Here is a 14,355-nt window from a genome sequence, read left to right as displayed (position 1 = left end):
GCGCGGCGGCCGGGGCGGGGGACGTGGTGGACGCGGCCCCCGCGGCCGCGTCACCCGCCGGCATGGCCGGGGCGGAGGCAACGCCTGCGCCTACTCCCGGCTTGTAGTCGGCGAAGAAGTCCCACCAGGCACGGTCGACCGAATTCGGGTCCTGGAGGTACTGCTGATAGATCTCGTCGACGAGCCACTCATTGGGACCGAACGCGGCAGCAGGGTTCTTGCCCTGCGCTTCTTGGTCGGTCGTGGTGCTCGAGTTACTGGGGGACTGTGGCGACACGGCGGCAACCGCCCTCTTCCGCTTCACAAGGTGATGGACAGCGGAAATAAAGGCTACGCCTCCATCGACGCACAGTGCAGACCGGGCCGGTCATCCGTCGTGTAAGTCACACTGGAAAGCTGGTTTCGGCGCTGTAAATGGCGGGAAACAAGCGAAGTTTGCCTACGGCAGTGCACCGCGTGGTGCCCTGGTGGGGACGTCTGTGCACGCCCTGCGCACGCTTTCGGTGCCCCTAGGGTGCCTCGACACGCGGTTGCGGCCCCTCCCGCGCGCGATGCGCGCGCCCAGAGAGCGCTTCCGCTTCGAACCTTACGTCAACTTCAAGCCTCGGGCAGGCCGGGAAGGGTGACCTGAATTCGGCAGCCCCGAGCCGATTCGGCCACACCGATGTGCCCGCCGTGCAGATCGACGGCCCAGCGCGCGATCGCGAGGCCGAGTCCCGTACCGCCGTCGCTGCCGGGCGGGGCGCCGGCGTGCGCGCCGCGGTTGAAGCGCTCGAAGACCCGGTGCCACTCCGACTCCGGAATGCCGGGGCCCTCGTCGAGGACCTCCAGGTCCAGGGACTCGGGGTAGAGGCCGCGCCGGGCACGCACCGTCACGCGGCCGTGCGCCGGGCTGTGCTTGACCGCGTTGTCGATGAGATTGGCGACGACCTGGTGCAGGCGCTCGGCGTCCGCGTGCGCCGTCAGCTCCGGAGGGGACACGTCCAGGTGCAGATGGACGTCCGTACGCGTGTGACTGCCGGAGCCCGACGGCACTCCCTTGCGCGCGGAAGCCACCATGTTGGCCTCCTTCAGGACACCCGACAGATAGGGCCACACTTCGAAGCGGCGTGCTTTGAGGGGGACGACTCCGTTGTCCAGGCGGGACAGGTCGAGCAGGGTCTCCACCAGCCGGCCCAGGCGCTCGGTCTGCTTCAGGGCCGTACGCATCGTTTCCGGGTCGGCCGCCGAGACACCGTCGACGACGTTCTCCAGGACGGCGCGCAGCGCGGCGATGGGGGTGCGCAGCTCGTGCGAGACGTTGGCGACCAGCTCCTTGCGCTGCTGGTCCTGCGCCTCCAGGTCGTCGGCCATGCGGTTGATCGTCATGGCCACGTCGCCCAGCTCGTCGCGGCGGTCGGCCCCGCGCACGCGGCGCGTGTAGTCGCCGTGCGAGACCGCGCGGGCCACCGAGTTCATCTCGTCCAGCGGCGCCGTGAGGCTGTGGGCCACGAACTGCGTGATCAGCAGGGTGGCGATCACGGAGAAGACGGTGATGAAGCGGAGCTCGGTCTCCGTCTCCATGGCCACCATCAGCAGCCCCGTGGTGATGAAGACCGAGACGACGACCAGGGTGCCCAGCTTCGTCTTGATGGAGAACGGCCTGAGCCCCGCGAAGGGCCCGTTGAGCCCGATGCCTCCGCCCCGGTCGCAGCGCCACTGCCGGGCCCGGCCCAGGGCGGGCTCCACCGCCCCGCCCGGCGTGCCGTGGGCACTGCCGGGCGTACCGCTCAGGGCGCCGCGAGCCGTGCCGTCGGCGGCGCCGGGGTCCGCCGTCATGGCGTCGGGGTCTCCAGGGCGTACCCGACCCCGTGGACCGTACGGATGCGCTCCGCTCCGATCTTGCGGCGCAGCGCCTTGATGTGGCTGTCGACGGTGCGGGTGCCGGACGCGTCGGCCCAGTCCCAGACCTCGGCGAGCAGCTGCTCGCGCGAGAGCACCGCGCGCGGGGTGTTCGCCAGGCACACCAGGAGGTCGAACTCCGTGGGTGTCAGGTGTACGTCCTCGCTGCGCACCCGCACACGACGCTGCGCGTGGTCGATCTCCAGCTCGCCCAGGCGCAGGATGCCGCTACGAGGCGTCGTGGCCGCGAGCGCAGCCCGCTCGACCCGGCGCAGCAGCACGTGCACGCGCGCGGCCAGCTCGCGCATCGAGAACGGCTTGGTCATGTAGTCGTCGGCGCCGACGCCGAGCCCGACCAGCATGTCCGTCTCGTCGTCCCGCGCGGTGAGCATCAGCACCGGCACCGGCCGCTGGGCCTGCACGCGACGGCAGACCTCCAGGCCGTCGAAGCCCGGCAGCATGATGTCGAGGATCAACAGATCCGGCTGCCATGCCTGTGCGGTGTCCACCGCCGCCGGCCCGTCCGCCGCTGTTTGCACGACGAAACCCTCGGCGCGCAACCGGGCGGCGATGGCGTCGACGATCGTCGGGTCGTCCTCGACCACCAGAACCCGGCGCTGGGCGCCCGGCATCGCTGCCGTGGCGCTGTTGTGGGAGGTGTGTGTCTGCTCCATCGCCCCGCCCCTGACGTGATCGCTTGGTGTCCGGTCAGCAGAGTACGGGGCGTGAAGGCCCCTCGGCTACGCAGCCCTTGCCGCGAGATGAACCACGTCCGGTACGCCCCGGGCAACGGGGATCTCTTCCGTACGTACCTGTTGGAACCCGGCATTCCGTAGAGCGGAGTCGAAAGCGGGTGACGGCTGCGCCGACCACACGGCGAGAACGCCGCCGGGGTTCAGACGGGCCTGGCAGGCGGCGAGGCCGGCGGGGGAGTAGAGGCTCTCGTTGTCCTGTGTGACGGTCCAGTCGGGGCCGTTGTCGATGTCGAGGCACAGGGCGTCGTATGTGGCGGGTGTGCCGTTGGCGCCTGCGAATGAGCCGTTGACATATGCGACCAGATCGGTGTGCAGGATCTCCGCGCGCGGGTCCGCGAGCGCCTGCCGGGAGAGTTCCGAGAGCGGCCCGTCGCGGTGCCAGTCGATGATGGCCTGCTCGCGCTCGACCACGGTGATGCGGCCCCACCGGGGGTCGGCGGCCGCGTGGGCGAGGGAGAAGCCGACGCCCAGGCCGCCGATGAGGACGCTCGGCCGCGGCCGTCCGTCCAGGGCGTCGTACGCCGCGTCGATCAGCAGCCGTTCCGAGCGGCCGTCTGAGGTGTCCATCAGGAACATGCCGTTGGCAATGATCTGCAGCAGGTCTCCGTGGCGGCGCAGCACGACTTCGCCGTAGGGGCCTTCGCGCCGGTCGAGAACCACGGGGGGATCAGGTCGGTACGGGGTGCGCATCCGCCCATCTTCCCGCCGAACGGGGCGGCTGTGGGGAGTATCTGGGGGTGCGCGAGGAGTGCGGTTCTGCGGGACGCCGGGGAATGGTGTGGGGTTGCTGTGGGTTCCTGTGAATCGCGCCTCACGTGGCGTCGGTCATAGACAGCGCGGGAAAGATCGGTGAAGCGTGATCCGTGATCTATCCGTAATGGAAGATCCGTGAAGCCGTGATGGAGGGAGCGCCGCAGCGTGAACCGGTCTGGGCGGGTTTCTGGCGGGTGCGCGGGTTCTGGCGGGGGCGCCGCTGCGGGGGTGGGGGGTTCGCCTGACGCGGCGGGCGCGGGTGTGGGTGCGGCTGCGGGCGCGGTGCCCGGTGGGCCTGGGCTTGTGGTGCGTGATGCCGTGGTCGGCGGGTCGGGAGCCGCGACGCTCGACGGGGTGCCCAGACAGGCCGGAAGACGGGTGGCGGGGGTGGTGCCCGAGGGTGCGGTTCCTCGGCCTGAGGGCGTCGTTGGGGAGACGCTCGTCGTCGAGGGATCGTTCGCTGGTGAGGCCGCTCGCGGTGGGTCTGTGGTGGGTGAGGCCACTCGCGGTGAGCCTGTTGCCGGTGGGGTTGTGGGTGGGGCCCTTGGTGGCGGGGCCGTGGTGGGTGGGGTCGGTGCCTCCGGCGCGCGGGTGCGGGTGCGGACGGGGCTGCGCGGATTGCGGCCCTGGCGGCTGCTGCCCTCGCCGACCGGAACGCCCTTCACCTTCGGTTACGCCCTCGTCCTCCTCGTGACCTCGCTCCTCACCGAGTACGCGGATCCCTCGCTCATCTCCTCGCTGCACCAGGGTTCGAGCACGGACGTGGCGCACCTCGCGGACCGCCCGGCGTTCGTCCTCGTCGCCAGCGCGCTGTGGATCGCGGGCGGCATCACGTCGCCGTACGCCATCGGGTTCCTGCTGGTCCTCACCGCTCTGGAACGCCGCATCGGCGGTCTGCGTACGGCGGGCGTCTTCCTGCTCGGACACATCGTCGCCACGCTGGCCACCGAGGTGCCGGTCGGACTCTCGGTACTGGCCGGCCATCTGCCCGGCAGTTCCCTGCACCGCCTCGACTACGGCATCAGCTTCGGCGTCGCCGCGAGCGTCGGCGCGCTCGCCGGGCTGCTCACGCCCTGGCTGCGCTGGGCCGTCCTCGCGGCGTTCGGCTGGATGCTCGTCACGGATCTCGTCGCCTTCACCGACCCGATGACCAACTGGGGCCATCTGCTCGCGCTCGTCGTCGGCGTCGGGACGTGGCCGCTGCTGCGGCGCCGGGGGCGGAGCGCGACCGCGTAGGTCGAGGGCCGGAGGCGTCCGTCGAGGACCGGACGCCTCCGCGCAGGCTGTACACCCGGGCATTCCGCCCTGCCATGAGGCCGATTTCGACGGAATCCAGGGCTCCGCATAAAACCCTTGCGGCGCAAGGTACTTCGCGACTATCTTGTACCGCATGACAAAGGAACTGGCCGCGACGCACGACCAGCGGCGCAGTCAGTTGCTGCGCGGGGTGCTCGACCTGTGCCTGCTCGCGCTCATCGGCGAACGGCCTCGGTATGGCTACGAGTTCGTGGAGGCCCTCACCGAGAGCGGCCTCGACCTGGTGAGCGAGGGCAGCATCTATCCCCTGCTCGCCCGCATGGAGCGAGCAGGGCTGGTCGATTCGTACCGCGCTCCGTCCGCAGCGGGCGGCGCACCGCGCAAGTACTACCGCCTCACCGACGCGGGCGCGGCCGAGCTGGCCGCGGGCCGCGCCACCTGGAGCACTTTCACGGTGGCGGTCTCCAGGACCTTGCAGGAGGAGCAGGAGGAGCAGAGCGGGCGGGGCCGGCGGGACGAGGACGAGACGGACGCACGAGACGGCGACACGGGGGACGCACGACATGACGCACCAGACGACCAGCGGGCACGCGCCTAGCGAGACCGCGACCGAGACGACGACGGGCGGGACGGCGGCCCGCGACAGCGAGGTCGACGCGACGGCGGCCGATGGAAATGCCGCCGACGGAAAAGCCGCCGGTCGAAAAGCGACCGACGGCAAGGCGACCGACGGCAAGGCGGCCGACGTGCAGGTGACCGACGGGCAGGCGACCGATGCCGCGGAACGCGCCCGCGTCCTGGCGGTCTGCCGGAGCAACTGGGAGTACAGAGGCATCGACGACGCCTCCACACGCGAAATGCTGGCCGAGCTCTCCGCCCACCTGGACGAGGCTGCCGCCGCGGGCCGCTCGGCGCGGGACGTGGTCGGCGCGGACGCGAAAGCGTTCGCCGCGGCTTGGGCCCGTGCGCGGGCGCCCCTGCACCAGCGGGTGCTGCGGATGGCGGCGATGATCCCGTTCGTCCTGGGCTCGCTGCTGCTCCTGACGCATCTCCTCGACCTGACGCTCACGCTGTCCGTCGAGGCGCCGCGCATAGCGTTCTACGCGGTGATACTCGTGGGCACCGCCGCCCTGGAGATCAGGCGCGGGTCCCTCGGCTTCAGATGGTGGCTGCTCGTCGGCCTGGCAGGAGTGGCCTGCGCCCAGCTCACCTCGTGGCTCGCGGGTGACGGCACCCTCTTCCGGCTACCGCTGTGGGGGACCCTGCTCCTGATGCTGCCAGGACTGCCGTACGCCTACGCGGACACCCGCGCGAGACGGGCCATCAGCTCCAAGACGTGAGCGCCGAGCGGGCGGTCAGGGCCAACCCGCCGAGCGGGGCGTGAGCGCGTCCAGCGGCCCACCGGATCAGGCAGGTTCCTCCAACTCCTCCGCCGACTTCCGCCGCGTGCTAGTCAAGGCCGCCACGACCCGCCACCCCAGTGACTCGTACAGGGCCCGGCCCTCCGGCGTCCCGGCCAGAACGCCGATCTCCGCGCCCTGCTCGACGGCCGCGACGGCCAGCGTGCGCATGACGAGGCTGCCCAGGCCCTTGCGGCGATGCTCCGGGGAGGTCTCGATCTGGTCGGCGACCGCCGTGCGGCCGGTCGGTGCGATCTGGCCGCGGGCCGCCCAGGAGCCGTCCGTGGCGGCCACCATCGCGCGGATCACGCCGCCGCGCGACCAGGTGCGCAGCCGGTAGTCGTCGGGGGCGGTCAGCCGGTGCGGGGCGACAGGGGCGAGGGGCACGGTCATCAGGTAGCCGGGCTCCGGGTCCAGCCACCACTCGGGACCGAGCCAGGGAGCGACGCGGTCCGGGTGGTCGAAGACCTTCAGCCACACATCCGCTCCGGCCACCGACGCGGCGACCTTGCGTACGTCCGCCTCCTGGACGTCCGCGCCCGTGGCGCCGAGGACATGCCTCGTCGGGTGCTTGGCCTGGCCCACGTCGACGGTGAAGCCCCAGGGCTCCACCACCGGCGGGGCGGCGCCGCGCGAGGCGACCCACCCGTCGATCCAGGCCCGTACGGTCTCGCTGCCCCCTATCGGGGCTCCCTCTGTGCCGTGCATGGAGCAACCCTCCCGATGCGGACGGAGACCCGCCCGAACCCCGACATGCAATGGATGTGTAATGACTGCTTCTGGTGAGTGAACCTTACGCGGGGGCGTTTTCGTGGCGACAGAGGTGATCGCTGACAGCGAACAAGCGCGGGGGAACATTCAGAGGCTCACAAGCATTGAGTCGGTATAGCTCAACTTGAATGCCGAAGGGGAGATCATGGCTGCTGAGTCCACGGCGTACACACCGCTCGCTCTGCCCGTGCTGCCGCTCGACGACGAGGTCGTGCTGCCCGGCATGGTGGTGCCGTTCGACCTGTCCGATGCCGATGTGCGCGCCGCGGTGGAGGCCGCCCAGGCCGCTGCCCGGTCCAGTGGAAGCAGTAGCAAGCCGAAGGTGCTGCTTGTTCCGCGGATCGACGGGACGTATGCGGGCACGGGTGTGCTCGGCACCGTCGAGCAGGTCGGCCGGCTCGCGGACGGCGACCCGGGGGCGCTGATCCGCGCTCGTGGCCGGGTGCGCATCGGCGCGGGCACGACCGGGCCCGGCGCGGCCCTGTGGGTGGAGGGCACCCAGGTCGAGGAGACCGTGCCCGACCCCCTGCCCGGCGCCACCGCCGAACTGGTCAAGGAGTACAAGGCGCTGGCCACGAGCTGGCTGAAGAAGCGCGGCGCGTGGCAGGTCGTCGACCGCGTGCAGCAGATCGACGACGTCTCCGCGCTCGCGGACAACTCCGGATACTCGCCGTTCCTCACGACCGAGCAGAAGATCCGGCTCCTGGAGACCGAGGACCCGACGGCGCGTCTGAAGCTGGCCACCGAGCAGCTCCGGGAGCACCTGGCCGAGCAGGACGTCGCCGAGTCCATCGCCAAGGACGTGCAGGAGGGTGTCGACAAGCAGCAGCGCGAGTTCCTGCTGCGGCGCCAGCTGGACGCCGTGCGCAAGGAACTGCGCGAGCTCAACGGCCAGGACGGCGAGGAGGAGTCCGACGACTACCGAGCCCGGGTGGAGGCCGCCGACCTGCCGGAGAACGTGCGGGAAGCGGCGCTGAAGGAAGTCGAGAAGCTGGAGCGTGCCAGCGACCAGTCGCCCGAGGGGTCCTGGATCCGCACCTGGCTCGACACGGTGCTCGAACTGCCGTGGAACGAGCGAACCGATGACAGTGCTTCCGCGTACGACATCAAGGGCGCCCAGGAAATCCTCGACGCCGAGCACGCGGGTCTGCAGGACGTGAAGGAGCGCATCACCGAGTATCTGGCGGTGCGCAAGCGGCGCACCGACCGCGGCATGGGTGTCGTGGGCGGACGGCGGGGCGGCGCGGTGCTCGCGCTGGTCGGGCCGCCCGGTGTCGGCAAGACCTCGCTCGGGGAGTCCGTGGCGCACGCCATGGGGCGCAAGTTCGTGCGGGTAGCGCTCGGCGGTGTGCGGGACGAGGCGGAGATCCGCGGCCACCGGCGTACGTACGTGGGTGCCCTGCCCGGGCGCATTGTGCGGGCGATCAAGGAGGCGGGTTCCATGAACCCCGTCGTCCTGCTCGACGAGATCGACAAGGTGGGCTCGGACTTCCGGGGCGACCCGGCGGCAGCGCTCCTCGAAGTGCTCGACCCGGCGCAGAACCACACCTTCCGCGACCACTACCTGGAAGTCGAACTCGACCTGAGCGATGTCGTGTTCCTGGCCACGGCCAACGTCCTCGAAGCGATTCCGGAGGCGCTGCTCGACCGCATGGAGCTGGTCAGGCTCGACGGGTACACGGAGGACGAGAAGATCGTCATCGCCCGTGACCACCTGGTGCCGCGCCAGCTGGAGCGGGCCGGGCTCGGCGACGGCGAGGTGACGATCGACGAGGGCGCGCTGCGCAAGCTGGCGGGGGAGTACACCCGCGAGGCGGGCGTGCGGAACCTGGAGCGGTCCGTCGCGCGGCTGCTGCGCAAGGTCGCGGCCCAGCACGAACTGGGCGAGCGCGAGCTGCCGTTCACGGTCGGGGCGGACGATCTGCGCGGTCTTGTCGGGCGGCCGCACCACGTCCCGGAGTCCGCGCAGGACCCGGCCGAGCGGCGCACCGCGGTGCCCGGTGTGGCCACGGGACTCGCGGTCACCGGAGCGGGCGGCGACGTGCTGTTCGTCGAGGCATCGCTGGCCGACCCGGAGACGGGCGCGTCGGGCCTGACGCTCACCGGCCAGCTCGGGGACGTCATGAAGGAGTCCGCGCAGATCGCGCTCTCCTTCCTGCGCTCGCGCGGCGCCGAACTGGAGCTGCCGGTAGGCGACTTGAAGGATCGGGGCGCGCACATCCACTTCCCGGCGGGCGCGGTGCCCAAGGACGGCCCGAGTGCGGGCGTCACGATGACGACGGCGCTCGCGTCGCTGCTCAGCGGCCGACTGGTGCGCACGGACGTGGCGATGACCGGTGAGGTGTCGCTGACCGGCCGGGTGCTGCCCATCGGCGGAGTGAAGCAGAAGCTGCTCGCCGCGCACCGCGCGGGCATCACCACCGTGGTGATCCCCAAGCGGAACGAGCCGGACCTGGACGACGTCCCGGCCGAGGTCCTGGAGAAGCTGGACGTGCACGCGGTGACGGACGTCCGGCAGGTCCTGGAGCTGGCGCTCGCACCGGCCGAGGTGAAGGTGCACGCGGCGGCGTGACGGGCGCGGCGGGGAAGTGAAGGCCCGGGATCCGCGAGGATCCCGGGCCTTGCCGTAGACGGGCCTTGCCGTAGACGGGCCTTGCCGTAGACGGGCCTTGCCGTAGACGGGCCTTGCCGTAGGCGGGCCTTGCTGTACGCGAGGGCCTCGCCGTACGCGGTGTCGGTCAGCCGTTGGCCAGGGCCTGCAGCCGGTCGTAGGCGCCGTTGAACTTGTTGTGGTCCCCGACGATGGGGCCGGACGACGTGTACTGCCACATGGTGTGGAAGCCCCAGCCGGCCGGGAGTTCACCGGGGCTGGTGTTGTAGCGCGCGATCCACAGGGGGTTGGTGGCCCCGAAGCCGCCGTAGTTGCCCGTGCACTGCTTCCACCAGCTGGTGGCCGTGTAGATCACCGCGTCGCGCCCGGTGCGCGCCTTGTAGGTGGTGAGGAAGTCCCGGATCCAGTCGACCATCGCGCTCTGCGACTTGCCGAAGCAGGCGGCGCCGTACGGATTCCACTCGATGTCGAGGGCGCCCGGCAGGGTCCTGCCGTCGCGGGACCAGCCGCCGCCGTTGCTCGCGAAGTAGGTGGCCTGGGCGGCGCCGCTGGAGGTGTCCGGGGTGGCGAAGTGGTAGGCGCCGCGGATCATGCCGATGTTGTACGAGCCGTTGTACTGCTGCGCGAAGTAGGGGTTCTTGTACGAGGTGGACTCCGTCGCCTTGACGTAGGACCACTTCACGCCGCTGGTCCACAGCGCCGACCAGTTGACGTTGCCCTGGTGGCTGCTGACGTCGACGCCCTCGGTCTGGACGGCGCCGCCGCCGCTGGGCCGGCCGCCCTCGCCGTCGTGCTCGACGACGCCCATGCCCATGCGGGCGGAGCCGCGCGGCGGCACGTCGTCACCGCCACCGTCGGCCGACTGCGCGGCACCGGGCAGGGTGATCAGCAGGGACAGGGCGGAGAGGACGGCGAGGAGAATCCCGGCCGCGGGGTGTCCGCGGCGGGCCGTACCGGGTCTGTGCACGGGCATGGCGTGCCTCCGAATGGCCTCGTGGAGTTCGTACGCCGCGCGCCGAGCCGCGCGTGTGGCTCACGGTTCCCACGTCGCGGGGCGGGCGCGTGGTGCGTACGGGACTCGGTGGGGGGACCTGTCGACATGTTGCTGGTGTGAACATGTCATCCAGAACGCTACGCACGTAGACCGTGCAGGGGAAGGGGTGCTGGTGCCTGCCGTTGGTCTACGCCTGCGAAATACTGGGCGAGCTGCGGCGATGGCCGCGGCCGGCGGAAACTTTCAGGATCGGGAAAATGTGGCATGGGTGCTGAGATGCGCGAGGGCGCGGCCCACGGTGAGGGTGCCGGGGTGGCCCCCGGTGAGGGGTCCGGGGCGGGCCCGGCGGGGGGCGGCGGTGGGGTGGACCAGGAATTCCTCGCCCTGGAGCGGGAGTTGACGCTGCTCCTGCGCCGGGCGCGGGCCTCCTCCGGGGAGATGGCCCGGCAGGTGCACCCGGAGCTGGAGCCGGCCGCGTACGGGCTGCTCGCGTTTCTCGACGAGTCGGGGCCTCGGCGGGCCACCGACCTCGCCGCGTTCATCGGGGTCGGCAAGGCCACGATGAGCCGGCAGCTGCGGGCTCTGGAGGAGCTGGGGCTGGTCACGCGTGAGCCAGACCCCGCCGATGGCAGGGCCTGGCTCGTGCGGCTTACGGCCGAAGGCCGTGAGCGGTTCCGTACGGTTCGCCGCGCGCGGCGTGGGCGGTATGTGCGGCAGCTGGCCGGGTGGGACCGGGGGGAGGTTGCCGAGTTGGCTCGGCTGCTTGGGAAGCTCAACGCTGGGGCTGAGTCCTAGGTCCGGCCCGGAGGGGCGGAGTCCTGGGCCGCCGCTTCGCGGCGGAATTCTCCCACCCGCTCCACCCGTTTACCCCGCGCCGGATGCGGAACGTTGCGCCCGGTACGTTCGCATTTGTGGCTTCTCTGCGCTCCGGGGCGTCTCGGGGGCTACTTCTCCCCGTACACCACCGCCAGCGGCTGCGGTGTCTTGTAGACCGTCGACGGTTCCGTCACGTGGTCCGCGCCCAGGTAGAAGCGGCCGCCGGAGTACAGGGTGCGGCGGTCCGACTCGAAGCGGGCCTCCATCTCGTAGCTGTCGGACGGGTGCTGGAGGACCTTCGTCTGCTTGAGGGTGGCGGGGTCGACCTCGTGGATCGCGCCGCCCGCCTCACGGGCGATGTTCGCCTCTTCGTACGCGATGACCTTGCCGGAGTCGTCGACGCCGATCGGCACCAGACGGCCCGAGTCCGAACCCGGGGCGCGGCGCAGCTGCTTGCCGGTCCTCAGGTCGAAGGACACCAGGTCGTTCTTGGCCTCGGAGGAGCTGCTCGCCGGGTCCGACGTGCCCAGGTACAGCGCGTTCTTCGCCTTGCTGACCGCGAGCTGCGCACAGCCAGTGACCTCGGTGGCCGGGCAGTCGGCCTCGTACTTGCCGTGCTTGCCGCCGCCGACGGGGATCGTGCTGAGCTCCTTGCCCTGCGCGGCGCTGTCGTCGACGGTGATGAACCGGGAGATCCCGGAGCCGCCCTGCGACTTGCCGTCGTCGGCGGCGAGCACCAGCGGGTCGACGGCGGCGACGTGGACGTACTCGGTGCCCTGCGGCAGTTTGTACGTCGACTTGGCCGCGCGCGTCTTCGGGTCGACCGTCTCGACCTGGAGCTTGGGGTTGTCGGTGTCACCGCAGTCGCGGACGGCGACCAGCTTCGTCTCGTCGCCCGCGTAGCCGACGGTGTCGCAGGTCTCGTCGGACGGCTTCCACAGGGGCGTGCCGTCCAGCTTCCAGCCCGCGCTCGCACTCGTGCCCGCGGCGGCGACCGTGCCGCCGCCGACGGTGATCTCGTCGAACATCTCGGCGCTGCCGTATTCGTTCGTGGCCTGCTTGTGCCAGAGCAGCTTGCCCTTGTTGATGTCGACGACGCCGATTTCGGTGCAGACCGACGGGTCCTTCTTGTCGTTCTGGAAGACGACCGCGACCTTTCCGTCCTTGGTGGGCGTTTCGGACGACCAGCAGACCTCGCCGGTCAGCGGGACCTCCCACTCGGCCTTTCCGCCGGCCAGCGGATAGCCGGATATCTTCTTGAGCCCGGCCTTGACGAAATTCTTGTCCGTCGTCCACATGCCCATGGCCCCGGCCATCTCGCCGACCTTCGGCTGTGCCACCTTGGCGAGCACCTTCGCCTCGGCCGCGGCCGACCCCGATCCGCCCTCGTTGCCGCCGCCGTCGTCGTCGTCCGAACCACAGCCGCTGAGCACCAGCGCGGCCGCGAGTACCGAACCCGCGATGACCGCCATGCGCTGGGACATTCAATTCTCCTTCGTGCGCGGGCACATGACCGGATGTGGCCATGCGTTCCCCTCGCCCGCTGATCCTTCCCTGTTGTCGAACGGAATTTCAACAGGCAATTCCTGATCTCTGCTTCAGTTGAAATGTTCCGGAGATCAGTTCGCTGTGATTGCGGGAGTTGATTGAATTGAATTGCTTTCTTTCTGTCCCGGGCCTCGGGTGCTGAAACGCCTTCGGTGCTACAGCTCCGCGTACACCACCGCCGCGTCGTCGTGCCGCTTGCCGCGCGGGAACGCCGTGCCGTCCGGGTCCGCCCGCTCCAACTCCCGTACGCGATCCACCAGTCCCTGCGGGCCGCTCTTGCGCAGCAGCGCGAAGCACTCCGCCCAGACGCCCTCGCGGAACGTCTCGACCCAGCGCCCGACGCCGTCCGACAGCGCCGCCAGCGCGGTGACGGCGGAGCGGGGGTGCGCGCCGGTGATCGCGAGGGCGGCCGCCGCCGGGTCCGCCGCGGCCGTGAAGAAGCCGCCCTCGGCGTTCCGCAGCGCCTCGACCGCCGCCGCGTACCGGCGGCCCTCCGCCTGCCGTTCCGCCGAGCCGCGCGGCAGTGCCCGTACGGCGTCGCGCAGCTCGCCGATCGCGGGCGGGAGCTGGTCCAGACGCCGGTCGAGGACCGCCTCCACCCCGCCGCCCGGACCGGCCACGAGCAGCGCCGAGTCCGACAGGACGAGATGCTCGACGCGCTCCGCGTCCCACCGGGCGAGCACCACCGTCGCCTGCGGAGTGCGCGGGTGAGAAAGGTCACAGGTGTCACGGTGGGTGTCCGCGGTGCGCGAGATGGCCGCCGCGAGGATCTCAGGCAGCGTCATATCCCGCCGTGAAACGGACAGTTCACCCAGTGCGCCGCCCAGCCGGGCGGTGAACCAGGGAACGGAATGCAGGCACCCGACGTCGCCGGACGGGGGCGTCACACCGTCCAGGAGCACCAGTGATCCGCCCTGTCCGGACGCGGGGAGCGACACCGACGCGTAGTCCTCGTTGGGGCGGTCCGGGTCGCCGGGCTCGGTGGCCAGTTCGATGCGCATCCGGCCAGTCTGCACGAGGCCCTCACGGGTTCCCCCGAAGGTCCGCCCGTCCGCGCGCACGGGGGACAGTCGCAGGTCGGCCGCCGGATTTCGGCTGGAATGATCGACTCCGGCGAGGGTGTGGCGGCGCATCCTGCCAAAGCGGTCCACAGACGTCCAACCGGCACACCGCCCGCGGCCCTCACGACACGCAGGGTGACTTGCTCACCAACTCCCTGTCGATGTTCACTCCTTCAGGTGGCCAGGCAGACGATGCGCGACTGCCGCGTACCGGCACTGGAATCGTCTGCGAACGTCGGGATCCGGGCCGGGAGCGCTCGCGTTGACGGATCGTCAGCCGGGCCCTAGGGCAGACGAAAAACAGGAATGCGAGCACCGGTGCAAGAGATGCGGCCTCGGCGCGAAGGCAGGCAGCAGGCCCCGGAAGGGGACCCGCCGGGCGCGACCACTCCCGCCGAGCGGGGGTCCGCCGCCGCGGAGGGCACGCCCGAGTCCGGCACGGACGGGCCGACGGCCCCCGCGCCGGACCCCTCGGCCACCCCGGCCCCCGGGGCGCACACGCCCTCCC

General features: G+C 71.0%; 13 protein-coding genes and 1 pseudogene. 6 read left to right on the top strand and 8 right to left on the bottom strand.

Going from position 1 to position 14,355, the window contains the following annotated elements; translation table 11 throughout:
• From STRAU_RS15695 to STRAU_RS15680, 4 genes are all read right to left on the bottom strand, one after another.
• A partial coding sequence (locus STRAU_RS15695) for a 2-oxoglutarate dehydrogenase E1 subunit family protein (protein ID WP_158692078.1) occupies positions 1–277 on the bottom strand: 277 nt, incomplete at its 3' end.
• A gap of 320 nt (positions 278–597) precedes the next feature.
• A complete protein-coding gene (locus STRAU_RS15690) occupies positions 598–1,818 on the bottom strand; it encodes a sensor histidine kinase (RefSeq protein WP_016641313.1) in 1,221 nt (406 codons plus the stop codon).
• Positions 1,815–2,555, bottom strand: a complete 741-nt coding sequence (locus tag STRAU_RS15685; RefSeq protein ID WP_016641312.1) for a response regulator transcription factor — start codon at positions 2,553–2,555, stop codon at positions 1,815–1,817. The genes STRAU_RS15690 and STRAU_RS15685 overlap by 4 nt, the downstream gene beginning before the upstream one ends.
• A 66-nt stretch (positions 2,556–2,621) precedes the next feature.
• Complete coding sequence (locus STRAU_RS15680; RefSeq protein WP_037659716.1) at positions 2,622–3,326, bottom strand: spermidine synthase family protein; 705 nt, start codon at positions 3,324–3,326, stop codon at positions 2,622–2,624.
• Between the two features lie 417 nt (positions 3,327–3,743).
• On the opposite strand from STRAU_RS15680, the gene STRAU_RS15675 reads away from it, so the two are divergent.
• The 3 genes from STRAU_RS15675 (at position 3,744) to STRAU_RS15665 (ending at position 5,986) form a co-directional block, all read left to right on the top strand.
• A complete protein-coding gene (locus tag STRAU_RS15675; RefSeq protein ID WP_397892070.1) occupies positions 3,744–4,625 on the top strand; it encodes a rhomboid-like protein in 882 nt (293 codons plus the stop codon).
• A 154-nt stretch (positions 4,626–4,779) separates the two neighbouring features.
• Positions 4,780–5,244, top strand: a complete 465-nt coding sequence (locus STRAU_RS15670) for a PadR family transcriptional regulator (RefSeq protein ID WP_037659714.1) — start codon at positions 4,780–4,782, stop codon at positions 5,242–5,244.
• Positions 5,210–5,986 (top strand): hypothetical protein, encoded by a 777-nt coding sequence (locus tag STRAU_RS15665; protein WP_016641308.1) that lies wholly within the window; start codon positions 5,210–5,212, stop codon positions 5,984–5,986. The genes STRAU_RS15670 and STRAU_RS15665 overlap by 35 nt, the downstream gene beginning before the upstream one ends.
• 66 nt (positions 5,987–6,052) lie before the next feature.
• Here the strand turns inward: STRAU_RS15665 and STRAU_RS15660 are convergent, their stop codons facing one another.
• Positions 6,053–6,754, bottom strand: a complete 702-nt coding sequence (locus STRAU_RS15660; RefSeq protein WP_016641307.1) for a GNAT family N-acetyltransferase — start codon at positions 6,752–6,754, stop codon at positions 6,053–6,055.
• 208 nt (positions 6,755–6,962) lie between these two features.
• Here STRAU_RS15660 and lon point away from each other — a divergent pair, with 208 nt between their 5' ends.
• Positions 6,963–9,389 carry an endopeptidase La gene (lon, locus tag STRAU_RS15655; RefSeq protein ID WP_037659711.1) on the top strand — a complete coding sequence of 809 codons (2,427 nt, stop codon included), beginning with the start codon at positions 6,963–6,965 and terminating at the stop codon, positions 9,387–9,389.
• A 166-nt stretch (positions 9,390–9,555) separates the two neighbouring features.
• On the opposite strand, the gene STRAU_RS15650 is transcribed toward lon, so the two are convergent.
• Complete coding sequence (locus tag STRAU_RS15650) at positions 9,556–10,401, bottom strand: lysozyme (protein WP_016641305.1); 846 nt, start codon at positions 10,399–10,401, stop codon at positions 9,556–9,558.
• A 297-nt stretch (positions 10,402–10,698) separates the two neighbouring features.
• On the opposite strand from STRAU_RS15650, the gene STRAU_RS15645 reads away from it, so the two are divergent.
• Complete coding sequence (locus STRAU_RS15645; RefSeq protein WP_016641304.1) at positions 10,699–11,217, top strand: MarR family winged helix-turn-helix transcriptional regulator; 519 nt, start codon at positions 10,699–10,701, stop codon at positions 11,215–11,217.
• 149 nt (positions 11,218–11,366) lie between these two features.
• Here STRAU_RS15645 and STRAU_RS15640 read toward each other — a convergent pair whose 3' ends face one another.
• On the bottom strand, positions 11,367–12,722 hold the full coding sequence (locus STRAU_RS15640; protein ID WP_016641303.1) for a YncE family protein: 1,356 nt from the start codon (positions 12,720–12,722) through the stop codon (positions 11,367–11,369).
• A 219-nt stretch (positions 12,723–12,941) separates the two neighbouring features.
• A complete protein-coding gene (locus STRAU_RS15635; RefSeq protein WP_037659709.1) occupies positions 12,942–13,787 on the bottom strand; it encodes a hypothetical protein in 846 nt (281 codons plus the stop codon).
• Between the two features lie 378 nt (positions 13,788–14,165).
• Here STRAU_RS15635 and STRAU_RS42980 point away from each other — a divergent pair.
• Positions 14,166–14,355: pseudogene (locus STRAU_RS42980) on the top strand (molybdopterin molybdenumtransferase MoeA); the annotation flags it as partial.

Source organism: Streptomyces aurantiacus JA 4570 (assembly GCF_000414115.1).
Taxonomy (GTDB): Bacteria; Actinomycetota; Actinomycetes; order Streptomycetales; family Streptomycetaceae; genus Streptomyces; species Streptomyces aurantiacus_A.
The sequence above is the reverse complement of the archived record's forward strand: the minus strand, read 5'-3'. Positions and strand labels throughout refer to the sequence as shown.